The sequence below is a fragment of the Bacillus sp. BSL6 genome, from assembly GCF_052928345.1.
In genome coordinates this window covers 98,253-124,138 of record NZ_JAVGCW010000003.1, presented here as the reverse complement: position 1 = coordinate 124,138, position 25,886 = coordinate 98,253, and the positions used below count along the sequence as shown (strand labels likewise).

Sequence of the window (25,886 nt, the reverse complement as noted above, 5' to 3'; positions counted from 1 at the left end):
TCACTCCCCCTTCACTTTTACCAATTGCGCCAATCCTTGACCAAACGACCAATTTTCAGCGGCTGTCTCGTTAAGTGTAATAAAAATGTCTGCACTTTTTATACTAGAACATTCAGAAACCCTCAAAGATATTGACTGATACAGATCGCGTTTCTGCTTTATCGTTCTTCCCGGTCCACATGTGATAGAAACATACATCATATTCTCTGTTCTCTTTTCTCCTCTTTCTAATAAATAATATGGATCATATAAAAAATGATTTTGTTGATAAGGTACAAACATTTCAAAAAAATCATTTTCAGGGATGTTAAAATGTTTAATTAATGAAAGATGAATACATTCACCTATCTTTTTCAATTCTTCTTCATTTAATATATTTTCATGATAATAAACGTTTACAAAAGGCATATATTTTCACCCCTTTACTTAATTTAGCATTCAACAAGATATCATTGTGAAATGTGCAAAATCTCATATACTGTAGTACCTTTATTCGTTACCATATCAGGCTTTTCTTCATAAAAATTAAACTTACTATATCCCCATTTATCTGGATTATATACTATTACATTTCCTAAACAATTTTCTACCTTTTGATCCACAATGGTAGATTGAGTCCCAATCAATGATTCACTTTGAGAAATACTTCCTTCATATTCAACAACATATCTACATTTCTTAAAATTATTTTTTAAATTAACAACTAATGGAACACCTATATTTATTTGTTGCCACCCAAACGATTGTAAAATATTATCGTAATACCCTTCAAAGATAAATTTGTTCATTCCTTCATGACCATTCCAAACATATAAAGGCGCATAACAGTTATAGAAATTCCCGTCTTTACTTGCCTCAGTAATTAAATAAGCTTTAAAATTTAAGTCTTGAAAACCATCCGTTTTATACCCATTATCCTCTACCCTTTTTCTAATAATCTCCATGTCATAATCCTTTGGCAAAATGACCTTATATTGCATTCCAATCATGTTTATCACTCACTTTCCATCTTATATACACAATGATAAACCGATGACTGGCCAGCGTAAAATAGGTATAACTTATGCTTAGTATCATTTATAATGATATCGTATAAGGAGCTGTGATAAATGGAAATAAATGATCTTATTATATTCAAAACTGTAGCTAACGAAGGTTCTATTAGTAAAGCTGCGAAAGAGTTAGGATATGTTCAACCAAACGTAACTGAGCGAATCAAAAAATTAGAACTAGAATTAGAAACACCTTTACTACATAGAGATAACAAAGGCGTTTCCTTATTACCTTCTGGTGACATTTTACTAGACTACACAAATCAAATATTAACGCTAGTAGAAGAAGCGAAAGATAAAATTAAAATGTGTGGTTCTTCTTATATAATCGCGACATCACAATCGATTTTGACTAATTATGTAAGTAAGCGCATTAAAGAAAATTTCAGGAATTATCAAATATATGTAGAAAATAGTAGTCATTTGCAAAAATTATTGCAGCAACAAAAAGTTGATATGGTCATTACTTATGAGGATTACCCGGACACAGCGTTTAAAAAAGTATTTTCTACTTCAATTTCTATCGGTTTATTAAAAGCGAAAGAAAAGTGTACTGTTGACTATTCAAAGGAACTCTTCTTCGTTAGCAATGACAAAAAGTGCCCTTTTAGAAATAAGACCATTCAATTTCTAAAAGAAAATAATTTATCTCAGCGTCAACTTCAACAACTAGATTCTTATTCGCTTATGGAAGAGTATATTCAGGACGGAAAAGGCATAGCCTTTTTACCGATTAATAATGATAAATTGGTACCAATTGAAGATGTTCAAATTGAGAAATTAACTGTCCATTTTTTCACAAATCAAAACTCTTTAAAACACATCCCTGATGAATTATTTAATTAATAAAAAATCCCTCCTTTACAAATCTAAAAGAGGGATTTTCATATTTTATACAATCGATTTTTCACACGTTTTGCTCCACTTCTGCACTTTTCTCCTTCTTATTCCGTTTCATATTCTTCAAACCCTTAACCGTGCCAACTAATCCTTTCGGGAAAACTAGCAATACGATAATGTACAATAAACCAAGAATAATTGTCCATCGTTCAAAAATCGGATACTCTGTAGCTAGTTCTGATAAATAATATTTTAGGGATTCAATAATTCCAGCTCCAGCAATTGCTCCTATTAACGTTCCAACTCCTCCAATCATTGTCATCAATAATGCATTTAATGTCATTTCAATTGAAAATACACTTGTATTAACAAAGCGCAGTGTAATAACAAATAAACCACCGCTAATCGCAGCTACTACTCCTGCAACAACACTAGCAATAATTTTATAATGAAGAACTTTATATCCTAGTGCTTCCACACGTTGCTCGTTTTGTGAAATTGCCTTTAATACTTTTCCAATAGAAGATTTTGTGAAAAGACGTAACAGAACAAAAATGATAAGTAAACATATAAGTGTTACATAATAAAACGTAAAACGATCACGGAATACGTCTGGTACACCAAATGTAAAACCATCCCCTCCGTGAGTAAGCCCACGCCATTTTTCAGCAAGTACGAAAAACAACTGTGAAATAGCAAGTGTTAACATTGCATAAAAATGACTTTTCAGCCGTAAAGAAAGCAAACCAATTATATAACTAACAATGGCTGAAATGATAATTGCAGCTACTATCCCTATAAAAAAGTTCGTTATGGATACTCCTTGTCGATCAAATAAAAGCGCTACGCCATATGCTCCTATTCCAAAGAACATACAATGACCAAACGATACAATCCCTGTATACCCAAGCAATACATCAAAACTCATTGCAAAAATAGCAAAGATGAAGATTTGAGTGAACAAAATTAACAAGCTCCGTGAATCATTTACGAATGGAAATACACTTAAACAAATGAGCATACATACTCCGAAGTATACTTTAATTCGATTTGATGTGCTGTTCACCATTTCACCCCTTTTCACCAACAAGTCCATTTGGCTTCACGATTAAGAAAAACAGTAGCATTAACATATTGATTGCAAGTGATAAATCCGGTATAAAATACGCTGTAAAAGCACCAGCTAATCCGACAATTAAAGAAGCAATTGCTGAACCTTGTACGCTTCCTAATCCTCCAATGATTACTACTATGAAAGCTAAAATCGCATACTGCATACCCATCTCAGCGAAAATAACACCTGAATACGGTGCTAATAAGAAACCTCCCAACGCTGCCATCCCTGCTCCTAATAAAAAGACGAAAGAAAATATCGCTTTTACGTTAATACCGAGCGCTTGAACCATCTCTTTATCCATTACACCTGCGCGTATCATAAGACCTATCTTTGTTTTTTTGAGCAATAATAATAATGTAATGTATATGATAACCCCAATTATGATAACGAATAGACGATATTTAATTAATATAACGCCTCCGAACGTAAAACTTCCTTGTAGCCATAACGGTAACTTTGCCCCAATTGGATTTGGTCCCCAAAATACTTTAATACATTCACTAAGTACAAGCATTCCTCCAAGCGTAACAAGAAGCTGTCGAACATGATTTCCATATACCGGTCTAATAAGGAATCTTTCTAAAATAAATCCAAGGAACATTCCCATAGCTATTGCTCCAATTAAAGCTAACACATAACTCCCTGTCATATTAAATAGCCAAACACCTGTAAACGCTCCCCACGCAAATAAACCACCATGTGCAAAGTTTAGAACACTCATTAAACCGAAAATAAGCGAAAGACCTGATGCTAATAAAAAAATGAGCATCCCTGTTGAAATCCCATTTACAAATAAATTGATTAACACATCCATCCTTCTCACCCCGGATTCATGTTAAGAGATTCCTAAATATTTGTGACACATTTCCTTATCCTCTTTTAATTCATGCATAAAACCGTTATGAACAATTTTCCCGTTATCCATAATATAAAAATAGTCACCAATTTGACTAGCCATCATAAAATTTTGTTCAACGAGTAAAACTGTTGTTTTCTCCTTCATTTTCAAAATGGCTATCATTAACTTTTCTATCATAATAGGAGACAAGCCTTTACTCGGCTCATCAATAAGTAGTAAACCATCACTATTAATAAATGCTCTTGAAATTGCTAACATTTGCTTTTGTCCCCCGCTTAAGAGTCCACTTTTTTTGTGCCAAAATTGCTTTAAATCTGGAAATAGTTCAAGCATCCATTCTATTTTTCCTTCCGCTTCCTCGCCCTTACCTCTAGCAAGAGTGAATGTTTCTTCTACTGTCAGATCGTGAAAAATACCTTGATTTTCTGGTACATACCCTATCCCTTTCCTTGAAATTAAATGTGTAGATAATCCATTTACTTGTGTACGATCATAATAAATTTCACCATGTGCGATATGGTGAAATCCCATAACCGAACGTAATGTCGTAGTCTTCCCTGCCCCATTTCTCCCAAACAGTACAGTAATCGTTCCTTTTTCAACAGCAAGAGATACCCCTTGTAAAATATGAAACTGATCTAAATACGTCTCTATATTATTCACTTGTAATAGTGCCACTATATAATCCCCCTAAATAAGCACTTTGTACACGCTCATCTTTCATAATTTCTTCGGGTAAACCTTCAGCCAATAACTCTCCATGAAATAAAACGATTAGATGGTCTGACAAACCTAGTACCATATCCATTTTGTGTTCAATAAGTACAATTGTACTCTCTGGATGTTTCTTAATATTTTCAATCACTTGTAGTATAGCTGGGACTTCCTCAACCGAAATACCTGCCGTCGGCTCATCAAGTAATAACACATCCGTTTTTAAAGCTAATAACATCGCAAGTTCTAGCTTTCTTTTCTCTCCATGTGCCAAATCTTTCGCTAATACATTCTCTTTCTCCTGAAGTAATACTGTTTTTAAGAAACGTCTCGCCTCTCCAACTTGTTGCTTTAATTTTGCTGGACTCGGGAAAAAACTATAGTAATCTTGTACGAATGATTGAACACTTAAACGGACATTTTCAAGTACCGTTAATTCTGGGAATATATTTGTAAGCTGAAAAGAGCGACCGATTCCTAAGCGTGTTCGATCTGAAATCGATAGTTTTGTAATATCTTGCCCTTTAAAATACACTTCACCTGTTGTGGGTGAAATCTGTCCACTTAGTAAATTAAATAATGTTGTCTTACCCGCACCATTTGGCCCGATAATAGAAATGAGTTTTCCTTTTTGTACAGTTAAATTTACATCTTTAATAACATGATGCTCGCCAAAAGATACACTAAGATTTTTCGTTTCTAGCAAATGTGTCACGAAATCCCTCCCTTTCAAGCTTTCAGTATGAAAGAAATACGTATAAAGAGGGTGTACCCCTCTTTATACACAAACAACAGAAAATTCAGTCTATTTATTTTGAACTGGTGGTTCTGTTTCTTTCATCGTTAATTCTCGCTCTAACACTGGCACCGGATAATCAACACCATCTTGTTTTTTCAATGTGATAGAATACAGCGTCTGCATCGCTTGATGATCCTTCTCTCTAAATTTCATCTTTCCTTTCGGTGTATCAAATTCCATTCCCTCCATTTTCTTAATTAATGTATCTACATCTGTATCACCTTTTGTTTTCTTTAAAGCTTCTACAATTGAAATTGCCGCTGACATTCCTCCTGCTGTAAATAAATCTGGCACCGCACCATTGAATCGCTTTTTATGTTCTTCCACTAACCAATCATTCACCTTATTTTTCGGGAGTGTATGATAATAAACAGAAAAACCTTGCATTCCTACTAACGCATCCATCGTTTTTAATGCTGGTATATCTGGTGCACCTGTAGAAATTTTAATACCTTGCGCTTCCACATTCATATCTTTCAACTGTTTCCAAGGTGAATTCGCCCCTGCCCAAACGATAAATAAATAATCTGGTTTTGAGCTAATGATATTTTGAATATTTGCTGTAAAATCTGTTGAATTTGTATCCGCGTATTGCTCATTCACAATGTTCGCACCTAATTTTTTCGCACCCGCTTTAAATGCAGCAATCCCTTCACGACCAAAAGCGTTATCTGGGGCAAATGTCGCAATCTTTACATCTTTTTTCGCAATTGCTGCTGCTCCTGCAATCGCATCTTGTGAGGAACTTCTTCCAGTTCTAAAAATATATTTATTCCAGTTCTTCCCCGTAATACTATCCGCAACTGCCGGTTCTACAACCATAATCTTTTCATATTCTTCAGCTAATGGTAAAACCGCTAATGTATCACTTGAACTAGACGATCCAACTAAAAAATCAACTTTCTCTTCTTCTAATAACTTCGTAGCTTTTTTAACTGCTACATCCGCTTTCGTTTCTGTATCTTCTACAACAAACTTAATCTTTTTCCCATCTACTTTCCCAGTTCCACCAGTTGCATAGTCTAACCCTAATTCAAATCCGTTCACTGTTTGTTTTCCATACGATTCTAGCGGTCCTGTTATAGAAGCAAGGACTCCTACCTTAATCGTCTTTTCATCCTCTGTACTTGTTTTCTTTCCTGAACAAGCTGCCGTTATTAATAACGAACCTAAAACACAACCAGTAGCCATCATTTTTAGCCATTTACGTTTTTTCATCGACATTGTGATCCTCCCCATACTTTTCTTTCTGATAGAATCAAACACGCCAAAATCCCCTGTTCGTAATCATGACTAACTAATTCAATAGATAATGGAAAACTCTTGTAGTACCCTCTACATTCGGCACAAATATATAATCACCTTCCTATGTAATGGAAACGGACATACAATCAATATATATTCTGCAATCCAATTGAAAATACTGTTTCATTTCAGTAATGACCATACAAAAAGACTAACTTATTTTTAAGTTAGTCTTTTCACCTTAATTAGAGTTAAGTTCTACTTTCTCTAACCCTTCAGCCAATTGTTTCTTATCTAACCCTTCCCCTATTACTACCAAGTTCGTCGGGAAACCGAAGTCTTGTTCCATTAAAGTTGGTACCCCAAATGAATATTGAAATAGGTGCGGGTATTTATCTCCATGGAATTTTACAAAACCTTTTACACGATAAATACTATCTGGTAAGCTCGAAAGCCATTCATATAATTTGTCTTGATCAATCGGTTTCGTAAATTGATACGTCATCGTTTGTATATGTAAATGCTGTTTTACATGTAGTGTCTCATGTTCCCCATCATTCGTAAATCCAGCTTCCTCTATGTCTTCTAAAGATATATTACAATATTTTGTTTCAAACAATTTTGCATGATTATTTATTGCTTTCACTTCTTCAATTACTTTGTTCTTATCCGCAAATGTTAGTAAATCTGATTTATTAATTAAAATATGGCTACCAAACTTCAATTGCTCATGCAATAATTGCTGAACATTTGCACTTAATATACTTCGATTTAACCACCTTACTGCATCTAAAACGACTACTATTGATTTCACTTCTAAGAAAGGTGCTAAAATTGGTGATACACATGCATCTAACACTTCAATTGGATGCGCAACACCTGTCGTTTCTATATAAATGACATCTGGTCTTTCTTGCTGATATAACGAATGCAACTGTATTTCAAGCTCTTCTTTTAGCGTACAACAAATACATCCTTTCAGAAGTTCTCTTAAAACATTTTCTTTTCCAATAATATCTGTATCTACCGAGTATTCACCAATTTCATTCATTAATACTGCAACTTTTCTATTCTTCTTTTTCTCCGCTAACAATAAATTTTGTAATAATGTTGATTTTCCACTACCTAAAAAGCCACCTAATATATGAATTTCTACTTTATTCATTTGATCGACCATCCATTTCTTTATTTCAAACATATTCAAAGCGTAATAATTACGATTTATATTTATTATTTTATTAAAAGAGTCGTGATTTGTAAATATATCTTCACTGTTCATTTACTTCATATGCAACTCGAATTCCAGACTCTATTGCTCCTTGCATCCATCCATGTGTTAATGTCGTATGCTCTCCTGCAAAATGTACTTTCCCAGATGGTGGCGTAATATACGGAAATAACTCGAGTTCTTGGCCCGGTTCGAACGCTGTAAATGCACCGCAAGAATACGGATTTTGACTCCAGCTAAAAGATGCCCCTGTAACAAACTCACTATAGACGATGTCACCGTATATTTCCGCTAAATTTTTTAATGCATAACGAATGCGTTCTCTATCCGGTAAACTATCCCATGTTAACGCCTCATCTGCCCACGTATAACTTGCTATAACGATAGCTGGTCCTGGAGTATGAATACTATAACTCGGATAGTATGTAAACCGTATTGGTAAATCAGTAATAGATTTACCACCACACTGTCCCGCTTTCTCCCAAAATCTACTTTTAAACTCTATCGCAATTTTCGTTGCAGCAATATAATTTAATTCACGAATTGCACGTCTTTTAAAATAAGAGAATAAATAGTATGGCTGAACTTCTACAAATCGTAACGCTGAAAATGGAATTGTGACAATAGCAATATCGCCTGTTACCATAAACGAATGTAACTTTTGTTCATTTGTTACTTGCATCATTACCTTATTATCTTCCTGTATAATTTTTTCTACTTTATACGGCATAAAAATATTATCTTTTAAATCTGGTAAAAATGAATTTGGTAATGCATCCATTCCGCCTGTTATCTCATAATATTTCGTCGTTGAAGTAAAGAAAATCATTTCACGTAATACTTCAATTAAAGACATTCCCATATAAGCTTCCATATCAAGAAGTACCCCAATCATATCTATTGCACCATCTGAATAATACTCCATTAAAAATGAACCAAGCGAATACGTTTTATACTTTTTTTCAATGATAAGCCAATTTTTATCAGGATCCTTCTTAATATAATTTAGTATTGGTTCTAATACCTCAAGCATTAGCTCTTCTGCCGTTTTTCCTCTTTCTTTATCCAAAACCGGATATTCAAGTACACTTGGATCATTTTCAAACACATTCAATCTCGTTTGAATGTTATTCGTATAAATGATATCTGCAAAAGTTTTATTTATAAAAAGGTTTAAAGGTAGTTTAAATTTATGAATATACGCTAAGGTTAACTTATGGGTATCAGGGATTCTCATCGGTCCAGCATTAAAATATAAACCCACATTAAATGGCTCCCGAATCGTATACACCCTGCCACCTATTCTGTTATTTGCTTCTATAATCGTTACTTCATGCCCAGCCTCTTTTAATAAAGAACCTGCAACTAATCCAGAAATCCCTGCACCGGCAATCGTAATTCGTTTTGGGCTATTCTTTTTAACAAGCCCTGCATGAATAATATGAAGCATTTCTTCCATTGCTAATGGGTTCCCCATGCCATTTCCCCTTTTACAAAGGATTTTACTGAATTATATTCGGTTCACTTACTTCCTATGTTTCATGCAAAGAATTGCACGGATACATTTTCAATTACTTGAATATCTTTTATAAAATGTAATAAACTAGATATGAATCTATAGAAGTAAGACGTATTATCTTACATAATAAAATCAATGAAATTGCGAGGAATTTTGAAATGAAAAAAGGGATTAACCGTGTTGTATTAGTAGGAACAGGAGCAGTTGGATGTAGTTATGCTTACTGCATGATTAACCAAGCTGTAGCTGAAGAATTTGTTTTAGTTGATGTAAACGAAGCAAAGGCTGAAGGAGAAGCAATGGATTTAAGTCATGCCGTTCCATTTGCTCCGGCTCCAACTAGAGTATGGAAAGGTAGCTACGAAGATTGTAAAGATGCTGACCTTGTAGTCATTACGGCTGGATTACCACAAAAGCCAGGTGAAACACGTTTAGATTTAGTTGAGAAAAATGCAAAAATCTTTAAACAAATCGTGCGCAGTATTATGGATAGCGGATTTGATGGTATCTTCTTAATCGCAACTAACCCTGTCGATATTTTAACTTACGTAACTTGGAAAGAATCTGGTTTACCGAAAGAACGCGTAATTGGTTCTGGCACAACACTTGATTCTGCTCGTTTCCGCTATATGTTAGGTGAGTACTTCAATATTGGTCCACACAACATTCATGCTTATATTATCGGAGAACATGGTGATACGGAACTTCCTGTTTGGAGTCACGTATCAGTTGGTATTCAAAAACTACAAACACTGCTTGAAAAAGACAATACGTATAATCAAGAAGATTTAGACAAAATCTTCATAAACGTTCGTGATGCAGCTTACCATATTATTGAACGAAAAGGCGCAACATACTATGGTATCGGTATGTCACTTCTACGCGTTACTAAGGCAATTTTAAACGACGAAAATAGTGTATTAACTGTTTCGGCATATTTAGAAGGTCAATACGGTCAAAAAGATGTGTATATCGGTGTACCTGCTGTTTTAAATCGCGGCGGTGTTCGTGAAATTTTAGAAGTAGAATTAAGTGAAGACGAAGAATTAAAATTCGATCACTCTGTTCAAGTGTTGAAAGAAACAATGGCTCCTGTTCTTTAATCATATATGTGAAAAAGCAATCCAATTTATTTTGGATTGCTTTTTGTTTATTTTCTATTTTTTAATCGATTCCTCATTATTTACATCAAGTACATCTAATAAAAAGATGAAGATTGGTATCCCGATAATAAGCCCCCATATTCCAAGGAAATGTTCTGAAAAAATGAGAATCATAAATGTATAAAAGATTGGTAAATTTGTTTTCGCAGACATAAACTTCGGGTTTAAAAAATAACTTTCAAGAGCATGGATGACTGTAATGAACACAAGTATGTACACAACGTATATAACTCCGCCTACGTTATAAGCAATGATACAAAGTGGAAATAAAGAAATAATCACACCTGCAACTGGAATCAACCCTAGTAGAAAAATCATAACAGCTAATACGAGAAGCTGCGGAAATCCTAAAACAATTAATGCAATAACAGTAAGAATACAATTTACAACCGCAATTAAAAACTGTGCTTCAATTACTTTACCGAACGATCTTGCAAACCTTTCGCCAAAATATGCAATCTCCTCATAAAAAATCTTTAGCTTACTCTCTTTAAATTTAGAAGTAAAGGTAATAATACGCTCTTTTTCTAATAAGAAAAATAAGCTTAATATGAGAGACAATAATATTTGTAAACTTACCTTCCCTATATTTGCTATTGATTGATAGATGACATCTACACCTTGTTCTATATACTTTGATACTTCCATTCCGTTAATTGTCGAAAGTGCATATTTAATGATTTCATTATCAGGCGGGTTTTGAAAAAACAATTTAAATTGATAAATCAATTGCGAAATTTGTATCGTTAACACAGGTAAATATTTATACAATGTCGTGCCAATAAAGGAAACTAATATGATATACAAACAGGCGATAACAATTTTCCGGTTCACTTTCAATTTCTTTGAAATAAAACGTTGAAATCGATCCATTAAAAATGTCAGTATAAACGTAATTAATATTAAATTGATCATACTTTTTAATCCATATAATACAAGCGCTACTATTATTAAAACGAGAAACCGTTGAAACCCTCTACTTCGAAAAAAATTTTTCACTTCATTCATTAAGATTTAACCTCCCCCTTCAATGGATGGAAATTGAATATATTACATTTTATGAACTTCTATAGACAATCTTTCTTACTAATTAGAAAGAATCCTTTTTTTCTTTTTATATTGTTAGATTCTATTTATATTAGCTCACCTACTTACTTCAGTTGAGCTCTTTTTTTCGTTTAACCTTTTACAATTTAGGTGATTTTCTATTTTTAGACTGCTGCTCATACGCATATCCAATATTGAAAAGCTCTTTTTCACCAAACTGTTTCCCTACAAACACTACACCGATTGGTTCTCCATTTTTATCATATCCAGCAGGAACCGCTAATTCCGGATAACCAGCTACAGCGGATAGAAGAACTTCATCGTTATTAATCATAACTAGAGCATCCAAACCTTTTTCTACTAAATATCTATCTAGCTCTTTTCTTGCATTTTCTTGACTCGTTTGCACTACTTTTTCAAACTCATCTTTCGTTATAGCAGATTTTTCAGATCCCTCAATTAATGTTTGTCCGTATTTTATTCGTCTATTACTATCTCTTTTATTAAACGCTATAATCTCTTTTAACGATTTTACCGGTACATTCTTTTGCTTTGAAAGAAAATCGTTAACATTATGTTTGAATTCATATTCTAATGTTTGTAGATTATCTACACCCTCAGCGTTTAACTGAATATCATCAGTCAATGTTGCACCTGCATCTTGAAGGTCTTTTCTTATCTTTTGTGCTACTTCTTTTCTATTGTCATCTTGTCGATCTATTGAAAATAGTACTCCTACTTTTTTCCCTTTCAAACCGTCTATTGATAAGTCCTTCGTATAATCCATTCTTTCTTTATCTTTCATTTTTTCTGTCATAGCATCTTTTTCATCATAACTTACCATTATGTTAAATAACGTTGCCGCATCCTTTACCGTTCTTGCCATCGGCCCTGCTGTATCAAGCGTTTCAGCTAACGGAATAATTCCTGTTCTACTTACCATACCTAAAGATGGACGTAACCCAACTACTGATTGCTGCGCTGCGGGTGCTACAATCGATCCTGTCGTTTCTGTTCCGACTGCAAGCGGTGCAAAATCTGCTGTAACTACTGTAGCAGATCCAGAGCTTGATCCTGATGTATCAAACGTAATCGGACCATACGGATTCAAATTTTGTCCTTTTTTCCCGCTATATCCGCTAGGCATTGTAAAGGATAAATAATTTGCCCACTCAGACATATTCGCTTTTCCTAAAACAAAAGCACCTTCTTCTTTCAACTTTTTCACAATCGTCGCATCCTCATCTGCAATCCAATCTTTTAACACATACGTTCCTGCACTAGTCGGCATCACTTTTGCCGTTTGTACATTATCTTTTACAACGACAGGAATACCATATAAATTCGACTTTTTGTTTCTACTTCGCTCTTGATCTAACTTTCTTGCTTCTTCCATCGCATTAGGATTTATCTCTGTAACAGAATTTAATGTTATTCCATTTTGATCATGTTCTTGTATTCTAAAGAGATAAATACTCGTTAATTCTTCATATGACAATTTTCCATCATCAATCATTTTTTGAAGCTCATCTACAGTCGCATTTACAACTTCTTTTTCTTTTATCTTTACATTTTCTATATTGATTCCTTTAAGCTGATTATGTATCGGTTGTAGCACTCTTTCTTTATCATATACAATACGCTCAGGTTCCTTTGGAAAATAATTTTTATACACGTAATATCCGCCGGCACATGCTACTAAGACTATGCCTCCAGCGATAGACAGCGTTACCTTCACCCATTTCTTCATGTTGCTTCCTCCACTCTATAAGGTGCTTCTTTATACGAAAAAGAGAGTTACCTTTTACTTAACTCTCTCCAATCAAAATGCTAAATGAAAAAATGAAAGATTTCAATCTAATTACTTCTTTTTTTGCATTTGCTTTGCTAACATTTCTTTCACTTGATTATACGTTAACCCTGAATTTTTATTTAAACGCTTTACTTCCTCAACATCAGTACCTACCACTGTATATTTTTTCTCATCATTCATTTTTCTACTTCCCTTCTCACCGGATTATTTCTTATATTTCTTCCCTAAACGCGCATAAATTAACACCACTACAAAAAAGGAAGCTGTTTTTAAGCACAACTTCCTTCTCGTTACATATTATATTTCTTAATAAAATTTCACTACATCTTCAGTAGGCAAGAACGTTCTTTCTGCTGGTTGTTCGTTTGGTTCACCAAATGGCATTTGACCTACTAAGCTCCACTCTGCTGGAATGTTCCAAGTTTCTTTCACTTCAGCATCTACGATTGGGTTGTAATGTTGTAATGATGCCCCAATTCCTTCAGCAGATAATAACATCCACACAGTATGTTGTAACATTGCATTTCCTTGATGAGACCAGAATGGGAACTGATCTTTATATAATGGTGCGTTTTCTTGCATTTTTTCTACAGTTGCTTGATCCTCAAAGAATAGTACAGTCCCTACACCTGCATGAAAACCTTTTAGTCTTTCTACAGTCGCTTCAAAGTTTTCTGCTGGTACGCGGGCTCTTAATGTTTCTTTTACAATATCCCAAAACTTTTCATGTTCTCCATCCATTAATACGACCATACGGCCACTTTGCATATTGAAAGATGTTGGTGCGTGTAAAGCTGTTTTTAGCACTTCTTCAATTCTTTCTTTCGTAATTGCATCATTTTTTGTTACTTTACGAATGGAACGGCGGTTCACGATTGCTTCTTTTAAGTTTGTTGTAGTTGTTGACATTTTAATTCCTCCAAATGTTTGTTTTATAATTTATTTTGTTATTTCATAACAAGCGAATTAGCAATATCCATCGGTATTACATTGCATACCTTCAAATGAATTTGTTTTATCCTTTTCAATTTCTTTATCAATGACCCTTTCTAGTGTTTCTTTACTAGCAAGCCCTTGAATGACTTCATCTCCAATCATGACAGTTGGAACAGCCATAATATTCGCTTCATCATATGCATGCTGAATTGCTTCTTGATGCTTTTCTTTATATTTACGAGTTACTAAAGCATCTTTAAATTCCGCCTCAGGAAGTCCTACTTCTACCGCTAATTTTGTTAACACATCAATATCTTCAATGTTTTGCTCTTCTTGGAAAAATGCTGTGAATACGCGGTGATGATACTCATTACCTAGTCCACGTTCTTTCGCAAATTGACACCCTTCGAAAGCTAAATGTGTATATGGATGCGGAGAAACACGTGGCAAACGCATATCAATTCCTAACTTCTTCGCTGTCGGAAGAATGAAAGCATCCCATGAACCTAATTTTTCTGGCTCATTCCATGGATCTATTTTTGAATATGGACTTGGACGTAATTCAAATGGCATCCATTCAATTTCTACATCTTTTTCTTTCGCTACTTCATCTAATGGACCTTTTGCTAAAAAACAAAATGGACATATAAAATCTGAGTATACTTTCATTTTTACAGTCATAACTTTTACACCTTACCTTTATAGTTGTAACCATATAAGTTACATTAATATTAAAAAAATATAAATATGATTTAAGCATTCATTTTTTCTTGCAAAGTTTCAAACAGCTGCCCCATCGTAATATTTCTCAAAACTTCTTCCATCGCGGATTGTGCTTGAATTAAAATAATTTCTAACACCGCTTGAATATTCGCCCCAATTGGACAATCTGGATTCGGTTGCTCGTGAATATGAAATAGCTTGTCTTCTTCGACTACGTTCACTGCATGATACACATCTAACAATGTGATTTCATGTAAATCCTTTAGTAATCCCGCGCCACCCGGTCCACGATTTACGTAAACAAAGCCAGCTTGTTTCAAGTACGACATCATTTTACGAATGACTACTGGATTTGTATTGACACTCTCAGCCATATAGTCTGAAGTACAAAGTGAAGATGGATTGTTTTTCAAAATAGATAAAATATGAACAGCTATGGAAAAGCGGCTACTAATTTTCATCGTAATCACCACCTCGATGTAATCATTATAGTTACAACTAAAAAATAAGTCAATCCTTTTCATAGATTTTTTATAAGTAAATTAAAAAGTGCCCCATTATGATATATGAGACACCCCTTTTTATTCTGCAAATAGCGCCTGAAATTCTTCAATAAATAGCTGTACAGCGATTGAAGAATCCTTTAATGAAGGAACAGCTAAAGCAATTTCTCTCCATACTTGCGGTTCCAATTCTCTCGTTTGCACATTCTGTGGTAAATTCATTAAAGATAATTCAGCTAATATTGCAATACCTAGCCCTTCTTGAATCATATTTAAAGCGGTAGTAACGGTCGAAATTACATACTCAGCCCGAAGTGGTACGTTGGCTTGTTTAAACATATCAATAATGGGTGGTTCGTATCCGCCCTTACATAATATGATCGGTTCATTCTCTAAATCACTAATTGTAATAGAGTCTTTCTTACAAAGAGGATGATCCTCTCTTAAGATAGCAACCATTTTTCCCTTCGTTAATGGGACTATCTCCATCTCTTTATTAGGCAAAATAACAATTCCTATATCAACAACCCTCGATATTAACCAATCTTCAACTTCTTTAATTGTTCCTTCACAAAGAACGACCTCTAAGTTCGGATACTTCTCCTTAAAATGGTTTATCATTTTCGGTAAGAAATGTGCCGAAGCACTCGGAAAACTCCCAATTCGAATCGTCCCCACTTCGTGTCCTTTCTCCATCGCAACTTCTTGTTCAATCTTCTCTACACCGTTCAAAATCTCTCTAATATGTACAAGAATTCTGTTTCCTACATCCGTAACAATTAGCCCTTTTCGTTTATCACGTATAAGAATCGTAACTCCTAACTCTAACTCAATACTTGAAATGGCATGACTGACTGCTGGCTGCGTCATGTTTAACACTCTGGCAGCCTTCGTAAAACTACCTAACTCAACAGTTTTTATTAATACTTGCAGTTGTGTAATGGTCATAACTAATCACTTATACTCCTTATAAAAAAGATTCATTTTATTTATTACAGTCGATATCATATCATAGTGAAATGAATAACAACAAGGAGGTCTTACCGTGACACAGCTTTCTCGAACTAAGACGGCCATCATCCTTACCTTTCTCGTTTTTATGTGGGGAATCAATTGGCCTTTATCTAAGTTTGCCCTGCATTATACACCACCCGTTTTATTTGCAGGCGTTCGAACTTTAATTGGAGGATTCATTTTACTCCTTTTCGCATTACCGAAATACAAAGAGTTACACTTAAAAGAAACTTGGCATTTATACGTTATTTCTTCTTTACTTAACATCATTATATTTTACGGATTACAAACTGTCGGACTTCAATATATGCCTGCTGGGCTATTTTCCGCCATCGTATTTCTACAACCAGTTTTACTCGGCATTTTCTCATGGATTTGGCTTGAAGAATCTATGTACGGGTTAAAAATTTTCGGGCTTGTTCTTGGATTTATTGGCGTAGGTGTGATTAGCTCTAGTAGTTTAACTGGACATATTTCTATTATCGGAATCCTTCTCGCGATAGGATGCGCGATTGGCTGGGCACTTGGAACAGTATTTATTAAAAAGACTGGGCACCGCGTTAATTCCATTTGGATGGTAACACTTCAGCTCATTATTGGTGGACTTTGCTTAATTGGATTTGGTTCAGAGTTTGAAAGCTGGTCTAGTATCGCTTGGAGTATACCATTTGTTAGCGTACTACTCTTTATTTCATTCTTCGTTATTGCAATGGGATGGCTGGCATACTTTACTCTTGTTGGAGCTGGTGAAGCAAGTAAAGTTGGGGCTTATACATTTCTTATTCCACTAATCGCTATTATTGTAAGTTCAATTTTCTTACATGAGGCCATTACTATTAGCTTATTCATCGGACTATTATTTATTGTGGTGAGTATTTGTTTCGTAAATATAAAGCCGAAAACACTTGCTGTAGGGCAGCGGGTTGAAGTGAAGTAAATTAACATAAGAAGGAGCCTACTGATTGTAGGCTCCTTCTTATCATTATTACTTATTTTTTACGACGTACCATAAAAACACACGTACCTACCGAAGATACAATCGCTAAAATAGATAAAACAATTGCTATCAATTGCATATTACTAGTACCTTCATTCTTTTCTACACTAGACACTTCACCATGTTCTCCTGTTAATGACGTACCTTTTGCAATTGTTGTAAGTGAATGTGGTTTTTCAGCTTTTTCATCGCCCGTCCATTCCACAATTTCTCCGTCTTTATATTGTTGATATGCATCCCAAGCTATTTTTTGCTCTTTATCCGGATTTTTAGCGACAAAAGTAAATCGCTGGAACTGACCAGGTAAAATCCCATCTCCCGTTGCTTCCCATACTACAGTTTTCACTTTTCCAGCATTATCTTTTTGCTCTTCCACTTTCCATCCTGGCACTGGTTCATACTGTTGGAACTCTACTCCAGACGGCATTTTCAGTGTAACTTTTGTTGTTGCTATATTCTTTTCAACTGGTACTTTTATCGTGTAAGTCTCCCAAGAGCCGACGTCAGAAGTTGCTGGCTTTACAGTTACGTGCGCACTAACAGGTAACGAAAAAATTCCCATTGCAATTACTGTTGCGATCATTGTTGTTCCTAATTTTTTTATACGTTTCATTTTCTATTAGCTCCTTTTTATCTATACCTACTCTTTATCCCGCTATTTGCCGGGTAGCCCAATTGATGAGAGCTGCTTAAAGTTTCACTTTATCTGCCACCTACAATAAATTTATAATCCGTATCAAAGTTATCAAGCGACTTCGTTAATCCATGTACTTGTATATTCCAGTTGCCTGTCATGTTAATATACATACCTTCTGCTTCATATTCTCCCGGTGAAACTGCCGAAACTTTAAATGATCCTTTTCCCATATTCATATCTAGCGATTGAGTCGTTAATATAATTTGTTCCATATTAGTAACAGGTTGTCCGTTCTCATCCTTTAAAGTAATATGGAATATATTTTGTCCTACTTTATTAGGACTTACATTTAGCGTCATTTCATATCCATTATCTAATTGTTTACTCTCTGTAAAAGGTCCAGTAGGAGGCATCGGTGGTGTTTGTACATTTGTCATAAAAGCTACGATTACGAAAATGATAATTCCAATGATAAACTCTACCTTCACCGTAGCACCTAATCCTTGCTCCGCTCTCATTTTCCCTTTCACATAATGAATAATTCCCAATATCCCCATGAAAACGAATAAAAGTATCTTTGCTAGTAAAGCTAATCCATACTTCGTATCAAATAACGAGTGGATTGTTGGAATAAAAAATGTACTGTTAAAAAGACCTGTTATGAAAATCACAATGACAGCACATGTTGCCCACGGTGAAAAACGCTTAATCGTATCCCAATACATATTCCACTTGTTATCCTCATTACGTAACAGAAGAATAATGGACGATAAACCACCAATCCATAATGAAGCTGCGAATAAATGTAAAAAATCCATAACAATAGCAATGTCTTTAAACTTTAAACCATATGCGTGACTATTACATGCTTTCATAACAAGTATCCCGATAAACAATACTATTGGAATACTCCACACTTTAAACGACGAAAGCTTCTCACGCTTCATCGCAAAATACGTAACGATTATAAGCGAACTAATTAGAGCCATTTGAGTAATCCATACATAACTAAAAACAGAAAGCTGTAACGTTTCTTTTAATAGTAAAGGATTGAATGCTTCTAGCCATGAAACATCCGCATTTATTTTCGCTTGCAATGGTAGATTAAATAACAAGCTAATCAATATACCAAATAAGGAGATCCATATTATGTTCTTACTCCTTGATCGGACCGAAGTTGCATTCCCTTTATACATAATAAGATTAAAGAATAGCACGCCTATAAATAATGAGAAACTTGTATATAAAATTCCACGTTCCATAATCATATCGATTTGTGGGACGTAACCCATCTCTTCCACTTGTATACCGTCTGCTTCCACTTCTGCTAATCCAATACGGAATGGAATAACCCCTTGAATTGGATGGCCATCAGCTGAAATCACTTTCCACTGAATAGAGTACAGACCGTTTTTTAAATTTTCTTTTAACCCTGCTTCTAATAACTTTTTGTTTTTCTTATCAATATGAGCATCTTTTAAATCTACTCTTGTACCTGATGTATCTCTCACGTACAATGTATTAAAACTTGAAACTTGTATGTCCTCATCGAACTCGATTTTCACAACAGACGGTGCTTTCTTCAATGTTTCATTTTCAGTAGGGTTTGATTTCACAACGTACGCATGAGCAGATGCACTTTTCGGTATCAATATAATAAGCACACATGCAAGTAATAGCCATGTCCCTACCCTTCTCATTACTTTCACAATCATTTCACTTCTTTCTTACTCATCGCTCTATTTTCATGCCTTTAACTTCCTAAGTTTAATTCTCGGGCGAAATATTAACCTAATTAAATATAAATTTCTATACAGTATAACTCTTTATTTCTCTCTCACCTCTAAACTTCTAATAAAATAGTAACTACCTGTATAGATACAACTTACATTTTTAAAGTCGATTGTTATTATATCATAAAATATATTTATGTAAGTTCCTGAAGAAGAAAAGTTATCGTGAATCATTTGTGAAGAAAATGTGAAATACATAAATAAAAAGATGTTACTTTATTACGTAACATCTTTTTAAAAATATCTTTTTTCTATTTCTCTTCCGGATAATCACAATACTCTATGATTGTTCCCTCTGTATCCGCTGGGTTAAGATAGATTAATCTTCTGCCATGTTTATTCATTCGAAGTGTATGCTCTAAGGTTCGAATACCTTGTTCTTTTAGCTCTTCTAGGGCCACATCTAAATCATCGACACGATATGCCACATGATGTACACCTTTACCTTTTTGTTTAATGAATCTGGCAATTGGTGACGTCGTATTATTCGTAGGCGCAAGTAATTCAATTCTATCTCCATCCACTTCAAGAATGGCTACTTCGCTTTCAACACCAGGTGCCTCACTTACGTAACGATCTATTAATGTTCCTAACAATACCTTTTCATAAAATCTTATCGTACTATCTATATCGCGCACTGCGATGCCGATGTGATCAATTGTTTTTTTCATTTTATTTCCCCTACTACTTTATTTTCTCTTATTATTAATAGTAACAAAAAAAGTTATAGAAACAAGTTCTATAACTTTTTTATTTAACCTATTTTCTTATCCACACTAGCTGCTGGTTGAACTTGATTTTTTGCTTTCACAATGCTAATGACGTACCCGATCAATCCGCCAATAAGTGCTGGTAAAATCCACCCTAATCCAACTTCATGCATTGGAAGTATTTTAGTAAGAAAATCATTTACTACTGCTAACTTCATACCAGCTGCATTCAATCCATCGAACACACTTACAATAAATGTAATTAATAAACTACCTTGATACACTTCTGCTCGTCCTTTAAACAATGGATGAAGGAGCGTTAGGAAAATTAAGACGATTGCTAATGGATAAATCGCGATTAATACAGGAACAGAAATTGCAATTAATTGCGTTAAACCTACATTCGCAACAACTGCACTGAACACTGATAAGATGATTGCTATCTTTTTATACGAAACATTCGGGAATAGTTTATGGAAGAATGAAGAACACGCTGAAACAAGTCCTACACTAGTCGTTAAACATGCTGCTGTAACCATAATCCCTAATATAATTCCGCCGTATGACCCAAAATAATAGTTTGAAACTTTTGCTAATACTGCACCACCATTATCTAAATGACCAAGTTTTGCGACACTTGAAGCTCCCATAAATGAAAGTGCTGAATAGATCATTGCTAAAATAGATGCAGCAATCAATGTTGCTTTTGCACAAACAATCATAATGTCTTTTTTTGTTTTTGCGCCCTTTTCTTTAATCGCATTGATGATAATAATACCGAATACGAATGATGCTAACGTATCCATTGTTAAGTAACCTTCTTGGAACCCTTTAAAGAACGCATGTGATGTATATGCCTCTGCAGGTGCTTGCATTTCTCCCATTGGATGAATAAAAGCAAATACTACTAAAATCCCAATAAACGTTAATTTAATTGGCGTTAAGATTTTTCCTACAATATCGACAATTTTCGCGGGATTTAGCGAAAAAAAACAAGTAATGCTAAAGAATATAATTGTAAAAAGAATGAGTGCTGAAGAACCCATAGCTTCTGGTACAAAAGGCTTCATACCAATTTCATAAGAAACGCTGCCTGTTCTCGGAATAGCAAATAGTGGACCAATCGCTAAATATAAAACTGTCGTAAATACAATGCCGAACACTGGATGTACACGACTTGCTAACGATTGTAAATCTTCTTTACCTGAAATTCCAAATGCTAATACCCCTAGCAACGGTAAACCTACACCTGTTACTAAAAATCCAGCGTTAGCAATCCACACATTCTCTCCTGCCGATTGACCAAGCATTGCTGGGAATATTAAATTTCCTGCCCCAAAAAATAGTGCAAATAACATTAAACCAATAACAACTATGAACGAAAACGGTACTTTATTCGTCATAATATAACCTCCATTCAAAATAACCTATATCATTTCCAATTTTAACTAATTGAATTTTCTGAATATTTAATTCGATCATCAACTATTCTTGAACTCATTATAGTTTGATATATAATATTTTGCAATACTATTTTCAAACTTTTCATTCATTTTATAAATATACATTTTTTAACATAGAAATAGACTAAAAAACCAACATGGTCATCCATGTTGGTTTTTCCATTTTTACTATCAATTAATTAAAATTTCGCCGCTACTTTCTTAACGTTCTCTAGACCTTCTTCAACAATTTGTTGTGAGCGATCTGGATATTGGTTGTGCCCTTCAATTACAACAGTCTCTGGATTTGTAATTCCCCAGAATCCAAGTACAGTTGTTACGTAATTAACTGCCATTTCCATAGGAGCCATTTGTTCTGAAGAGTAATCTGAACCACGAGCACCTAACACAACTACTTTCTTACCACCAGCTAAACCTTCTGGGCCATTAGCTGTATATTTAAACGTTTTTCCAGCTTGAGATAAGTATGAAATATATGTGATTAATGGTGCTGGTACAGTAAAGTTCCATAATGGGAATGCAAATACAACTTTATCAGCTTCTAAAAACTGATTTAAATATTGATCTACTGTAGCAACTGCCTTCTCTTCTTCTGCTGTTAATTCCATACCTTGACTACGTTTGTATCCACCTGAAATAGCAATATTTCCGTAATAAGGAAGATCTAATGCAAATAAATCTAACTCTGTAATTTCTGTATTCGGATTTGCTTCTTTATAAGTACTTACAAATGTTTCATACATTTTTGAACTAACTGCTTGCTCCGCTGGGCGATCGTTTGCTTTTACAAATAATACTTTTGACATTGTTTTATTCTCCTCTACTTTTTGATTTTCTTCTTTTTTACCAAATAACGAGCTAAATAATCCCATTTTCTTCACCTAAACTTTCTTATCATATTCATTATTCATCATCATAAAAATTCTTATTCTAATAAAGTGAAACTTTAATCAGTGGGGGTTTTCTTCATCCCCCACTGATTATTAGTTGAACCAATCGGACTTTTATAGGCAGTTGATCCCCCACCCAACTTCTTTGCTTTCGCTGAATTTTGAGGCGGGGGTCTTACTGCCCATTAAAGTCGGATAAAAAGTTCCAATTGATACCTTAAGGAAAGTTAATTAAAACTTTTTGTTATTTAATTACCTTATGTAAGTGATTGTAATATAGTAACTTACTTTAGTCAAGTAACTTTTAATAAAAAAATAAATCTCAAATTAAAAACATTTACTAAAATACAATTGAACACCAAATTACAGCCTTATTACTTGTATAATAAAATTAGAGAGGAAAATTCATATTTAGAAAGGATTCATTCATGAGCACGATAGAAAAGATTCAAACTTTTATTATTCTTTTTGCTGTTACATGCGGCATCATACTCGGGCAATTTAATTTCATACATATGTATTCAGAGCGATTTATTGTCCCCTTCTTATTTTTCATGCTATATGGATTATTCCTCAGCATCCCATTAAAAGAAATAAAAAATGGATTTCGCAATTTAAAATTTGCTGGAACAAGTCTTACTATTAACTTCTTATGGACACCTTTACTCGCTTGGGGATTAGGAGCACTATTTCTTTCAGATCACCCTGCGCTTTGGGTTGGATTTATTATGCTAATGGTTACTCCGTGTACAGATTGGTACTTAATCTTTACTGAAATAGCAAAAGGTAATGTAGCACTTTCTACAGCGATTTTACCAGTAAATTTAATTTTGCAAGTACTACTACTTCCCATTTATTTATTTTTATTCGCTGGTGTTATGAAGACTGTTGCGGTTTCTGTTTTAGTAGAAAGTATTGTTATCGTAATCGTCTTACCATTTTTACTTGCACACGCTACAAAATTCATTATGAATAAACTGAAAAAAGCTGAAACGCTCGAGAATAAACTCATTCCGTTTTTCAGCTCTGCCCAAATTGTATTTTTAAGTTTAGCAATCGTAGCGATGTTTGCATCACAAGGTAAATATTTACTACAAAATATGAATGTCGTTTTATTATTACTCATTCCTGTTCTATTGTTCTTCATCATTAATTTTGTACTAGGACAATTTATCGGGCACGTTATGCGTTTATCTTATAAAGATACAGTAAGTCTAAACTTAACAACGTTAGCAAGAAACTCACCTGTTGCTCTTGCTATTGCTGTGACAGCTTTCCCTGACGAGCCTCTTATTGCACTTGCACTCGTTATTGGACCGTTAATTGAACTGCCAGTACTTGCTTGTGTTTCACAAGTGTTGTTACTTATTAAGAAGAAGCAGCAATATACATAATAAAAAACGTCCTGCTATAGGACGTTTTTTATTGTCGAGAAATTATATAATGAACGATCATTATCGGCTCTAAGCATTTTATACGTTATAGAAGAATTAATTTGTCGTTACATTAACAGTTCCTTTCTAATTAAAAATTAAAGGAAACGTAAATATAACGAAAGCTGCCCAAAGTCCGTAAATTGGCAAATACTTCGTAACGGCATCTTGGATAGCTGTCGGTCCTGATTTGTTTTGCAAGAAACACATATAGGAAAACATAATCCAAATTAAATTTGCCCAGATCAGTATGTTTACCCCTAAAACAGCAAGTCTATTAGGTGTAATCCCGTAAGAAGAAAGTCTGAATACAATGGCTGATAATGCGACAGTGTCAATAATAAGCGCCAAAACAATTAAGGCAAAATTTATATAGTCTGAAATGTTCTTTTTCTCATCTGAATCACTCTCAACGATAGAAAATATAGTAACAGCCAATACACCAAGGAGTATTCCGTTAAAGGCCATTAGGAAATTTCGGTCCAAGAATGGATTTTTCCCGACCCAAACTACCGTTATTAGATAGATAAACAATGTAATCAAGACAAGCGGACTAAAAATTTTAGATATGTATGGTGTAATATTTTTAGCAAGTTTAAGATTCAATGATACTAAGTATGCAGCCACTACAGCGAGAGCGGCAGCTCCAAATAAAACAACATTACTAAAATAGAACTCTCCTATATCCAAGTCAACAAAGCTAAATAATCGCATGGTGAATACTGCTAGAATCATTCCGCTAACTGCCATGCTAGCGTAGAGAAGGGCATATTCCAAATTAAATTTAATATAAGCTAATCTTGTATTACCTTTTGAATATTCATTTCCTGTAAATGCCAGTCCCAATAAGACCCATAACAATATAGGAAGATGTAAATACGCAAGGATACTGCTGTCTTTATAATTTAATGGCAACATATTAAGATACAACCCAGCAATTAGGAACAACGCTGCAAGGAAATAAATAATACTTTTTTTCGGGGTATTATTGTAAACAAAATAAGCAGCGATAAAGGGAATTACACCAAAAGCTAGGTTAATTGGAGCAATTGCTTCCTGCTCAACAAAGTGGAAAATGATCCTGGTGCTTATGCCGGCCAGAATAGCTAAAAGGCCCATGAATAAGAAACCTTTTTGAAACAAAGATGTTTTTTCTTTATTTACTTTCTCCTTGAAATGCAACCTTTCATACCAAGCACCTAGAACTTGAGAATCAGGGTTTTGGTCCCATGCTTGTGAGAATGCTTTTTTAAAAGCTTTCGGATCTTTTCTATACATCTTCTCCAACTCATGGGGGTTATCCATATTTTTAACAATCAAATTGTTAATGTTCATAGTTATACCTCCTCTAATTTTAAAAATAAGGTTGTTACCTTTTAACAAAAGCACCT

Annotated in this window: 26 protein-coding genes; 4 read left to right on the top strand and 22 right to left on the bottom strand. The window is 34.3% G+C overall.

The window, feature by feature from the left end:
- A complete protein-coding gene (locus RCJ96_RS11650; protein WP_001117246.1) occupies nt 1–408 on the bottom strand; it encodes a tautomerase family protein in 408 nt (135 codons plus the stop codon).
- A 41-nt stretch (nt 409–449) separates the two neighbouring features.
- Nucleotides 450–989, bottom strand: a complete 540-nt coding sequence (locus tag RCJ96_RS11645; protein WP_416503708.1) for a DUF4865 family protein — start codon at nt 987–989, stop codon at nt 450–452.
- A gap of 120 nt (nt 990–1,109) precedes the next feature.
- Here RCJ96_RS11645 and RCJ96_RS11640 point away from each other — a divergent pair, with 120 nt between their 5' ends.
- Nucleotides 1,110–1,898 carry a LysR family transcriptional regulator gene (locus tag RCJ96_RS11640; RefSeq protein WP_416503707.1) on the top strand — a complete coding sequence of 263 codons (789 nt, stop codon included), beginning with the start codon at nt 1,110–1,112 and terminating at the stop codon, nt 1,896–1,898.
- 61 nt (nt 1,899–1,959) lie between these two features.
- On the opposite strand, the gene RCJ96_RS11635 is transcribed toward RCJ96_RS11640, so the two are convergent.
- The 7 genes from RCJ96_RS11635 to RCJ96_RS11605 form a co-directional block, all read right to left on the bottom strand.
- Nucleotides 1,960–2,913, bottom strand: a complete 954-nt coding sequence (locus tag RCJ96_RS11635) for a branched-chain amino acid ABC transporter permease (RefSeq protein ID WP_416503841.1) — start codon at nt 2,911–2,913, stop codon at nt 1,960–1,962.
- 49 nt (nt 2,914–2,962) lie between these two features.
- Nucleotides 2,963–3,823 carry a branched-chain amino acid ABC transporter permease gene (locus tag RCJ96_RS11630; protein WP_416503706.1) on the bottom strand — a complete coding sequence of 287 codons (861 nt, stop codon included), beginning with the start codon at nt 3,821–3,823 and terminating at the stop codon, nt 2,963–2,965.
- A 21-nt stretch (nt 3,824–3,844) separates the two neighbouring features.
- Nucleotides 3,845–4,546: a branched-chain amino acid ABC transporter ATP-binding protein gene (locus RCJ96_RS11625; protein WP_416503705.1), complete on the bottom strand. Its 702-nt coding sequence runs from the start codon at nt 4,544–4,546 to the stop codon at nt 3,845–3,847.
- Nucleotides 4,524–5,297, bottom strand: a complete 774-nt coding sequence (locus RCJ96_RS11620; protein WP_000149327.1) for an ABC transporter ATP-binding protein — start codon at nt 5,295–5,297, stop codon at nt 4,524–4,526. The genes RCJ96_RS11625 and RCJ96_RS11620 overlap by 23 nt, the downstream gene beginning before the upstream one ends.
- Before the next feature lie 90 nt (nt 5,298–5,387).
- Nucleotides 5,388–6,605 (bottom strand): substrate-binding domain-containing protein, encoded by a 1,218-nt coding sequence (locus RCJ96_RS11615; protein ID WP_416503704.1) that lies wholly within the window; start codon nt 6,603–6,605, stop codon nt 5,388–5,390.
- Nucleotides 6,606–6,867: 262 nt separating this feature from the next.
- On the bottom strand, nt 6,868–7,791 hold the full coding sequence (locus RCJ96_RS11610) for a CobW family GTP-binding protein (RefSeq protein ID WP_074610447.1): 924 nt from the start codon (nt 7,789–7,791) through the stop codon (nt 6,868–6,870).
- A 103-nt stretch (nt 7,792–7,894) separates the two neighbouring features.
- Entirely contained in the window at nt 7,895–9,331 is a 1,437-nt protein-coding gene (locus tag RCJ96_RS11605; protein ID WP_416503702.1) for a flavin monoamine oxidase family protein, read from the bottom strand.
- A 200-nt stretch (nt 9,332–9,531) separates the two neighbouring features.
- Here RCJ96_RS11605 and RCJ96_RS11600 point away from each other — a divergent pair, with 200 nt between their 5' ends.
- Nucleotides 9,532–10,476, top strand: coding sequence for an L-lactate dehydrogenase (locus RCJ96_RS11600; RefSeq protein ID WP_000715326.1), 945 nt, complete (start codon nt 9,532–9,534; stop codon nt 10,474–10,476).
- Between the two features lie 54 nt (nt 10,477–10,530).
- Here RCJ96_RS11600 and RCJ96_RS11595 read toward each other — a convergent pair whose 3' ends face one another.
- From RCJ96_RS11595 to RCJ96_RS11565, 7 genes are all read right to left on the bottom strand, one after another.
- Complete coding sequence (locus tag RCJ96_RS11595) at nt 10,531–11,544, bottom strand: AI-2E family transporter (protein ID WP_001006583.1); 1,014 nt, start codon at nt 11,542–11,544, stop codon at nt 10,531–10,533.
- Nucleotides 11,545–11,722: 178 nt separating this feature from the next.
- Nucleotides 11,723–13,333 (bottom strand): amidase family protein, encoded by a 1,611-nt coding sequence (locus tag RCJ96_RS11590; RefSeq protein WP_416503701.1) that lies wholly within the window; start codon nt 13,331–13,333, stop codon nt 11,723–11,725.
- Between the two features lie 111 nt (nt 13,334–13,444).
- Nucleotides 13,445–13,576 carry a hypothetical protein gene (locus RCJ96_RS11585; protein WP_000997344.1) on the bottom strand — a complete coding sequence of 44 codons (132 nt, stop codon included), beginning with the start codon at nt 13,574–13,576 and terminating at the stop codon, nt 13,445–13,447.
- 126 nt (nt 13,577–13,702) lie between these two features.
- The gene (locus tag RCJ96_RS11580) at nt 13,703–14,305 is read right to left on the bottom strand and encodes a nitroreductase family protein (RefSeq protein WP_070805779.1); all 603 of its coding nucleotides are present in this window, start codon (nt 14,303–14,305) and stop codon (nt 13,703–13,705) included.
- A 57-nt stretch (nt 14,306–14,362) separates the two neighbouring features.
- Entirely contained in the window at nt 14,363–15,013 is a 651-nt protein-coding gene (locus tag RCJ96_RS11575; RefSeq protein WP_000216673.1) for a DsbA family oxidoreductase, read from the bottom strand.
- A gap of 71 nt (nt 15,014–15,084) precedes the next feature.
- Entirely contained in the window at nt 15,085–15,516 is a 432-nt protein-coding gene (locus tag RCJ96_RS11570; RefSeq protein WP_000704088.1) for an Rrf2 family transcriptional regulator, read from the bottom strand.
- A gap of 120 nt (nt 15,517–15,636) precedes the next feature.
- Nucleotides 15,637–16,506 carry a LysR family transcriptional regulator gene (locus tag RCJ96_RS11565; RefSeq protein ID WP_416503698.1) on the bottom strand — a complete coding sequence of 290 codons (870 nt, stop codon included), beginning with the start codon at nt 16,504–16,506 and terminating at the stop codon, nt 15,637–15,639.
- A 97-nt stretch (nt 16,507–16,603) separates the two neighbouring features.
- On the opposite strand from RCJ96_RS11565, the gene RCJ96_RS11560 reads away from it, so the two are divergent.
- Nucleotides 16,604–17,509 carry a DMT family transporter gene (locus RCJ96_RS11560; RefSeq protein WP_270795686.1) on the top strand — a complete coding sequence of 302 codons (906 nt, stop codon included), beginning with the start codon at nt 16,604–16,606 and terminating at the stop codon, nt 17,507–17,509.
- A 52-nt stretch (nt 17,510–17,561) separates the two neighbouring features.
- Here the strand turns inward: RCJ96_RS11560 and RCJ96_RS11555 are convergent, their stop codons facing one another.
- The 5 genes from RCJ96_RS11555 to RCJ96_RS11535 form a co-directional block, all read right to left on the bottom strand.
- Nucleotides 17,562–18,182, bottom strand: coding sequence for a YcnI family copper-binding membrane protein (locus tag RCJ96_RS11555; protein ID WP_416503697.1), 621 nt, complete (start codon nt 18,180–18,182; stop codon nt 17,562–17,564).
- Nucleotides 18,183–18,271: 89 nt separating this feature from the next.
- Nucleotides 18,272–19,921, bottom strand: a complete 1,650-nt coding sequence (locus RCJ96_RS11550) for a copper resistance CopC/CopD family protein (protein WP_416503696.1) — start codon at nt 19,919–19,921, stop codon at nt 18,272–18,274.
- A 329-nt stretch (nt 19,922–20,250) separates the two neighbouring features.
- Nucleotides 20,251–20,670 (bottom strand): VOC family protein, encoded by a 420-nt coding sequence (locus RCJ96_RS11545; protein WP_000750834.1) that lies wholly within the window; start codon nt 20,668–20,670, stop codon nt 20,251–20,253.
- A gap of 83 nt (nt 20,671–20,753) precedes the next feature.
- Nucleotides 20,754–22,112, bottom strand: coding sequence for a branched-chain amino acid transport system II carrier protein (gene brnQ, locus RCJ96_RS11540; RefSeq protein WP_000182722.1), 1,359 nt, complete (start codon nt 22,110–22,112; stop codon nt 20,754–20,756).
- 239 nt (nt 22,113–22,351) lie between these two features.
- Entirely contained in the window at nt 22,352–23,044 is a 693-nt protein-coding gene (locus tag RCJ96_RS11535) for an FMN-dependent NADH-azoreductase (protein ID WP_000522508.1), read from the bottom strand.
- Between the two features lie 446 nt (nt 23,045–23,490).
- On the opposite strand from RCJ96_RS11535, the gene RCJ96_RS11530 reads away from it, so the two are divergent.
- Nucleotides 23,491–24,456: an arsenic resistance protein gene (locus RCJ96_RS11530; RefSeq protein ID WP_074610467.1), complete on the top strand. Its 966-nt coding sequence runs from the start codon at nt 23,491–23,493 to the stop codon at nt 24,454–24,456.
- 126 nt (nt 24,457–24,582) lie between these two features.
- On the opposite strand, the gene RCJ96_RS11525 is transcribed toward RCJ96_RS11530, so the two are convergent.
- On the bottom strand, nt 24,583–25,830 hold the full coding sequence (locus RCJ96_RS11525) for a DUF4153 domain-containing protein (RefSeq protein WP_416503694.1): 1,248 nt from the start codon (nt 25,828–25,830) through the stop codon (nt 24,583–24,585).
- Nucleotides 25,831–25,886 lie beyond the last annotated feature (56 nt).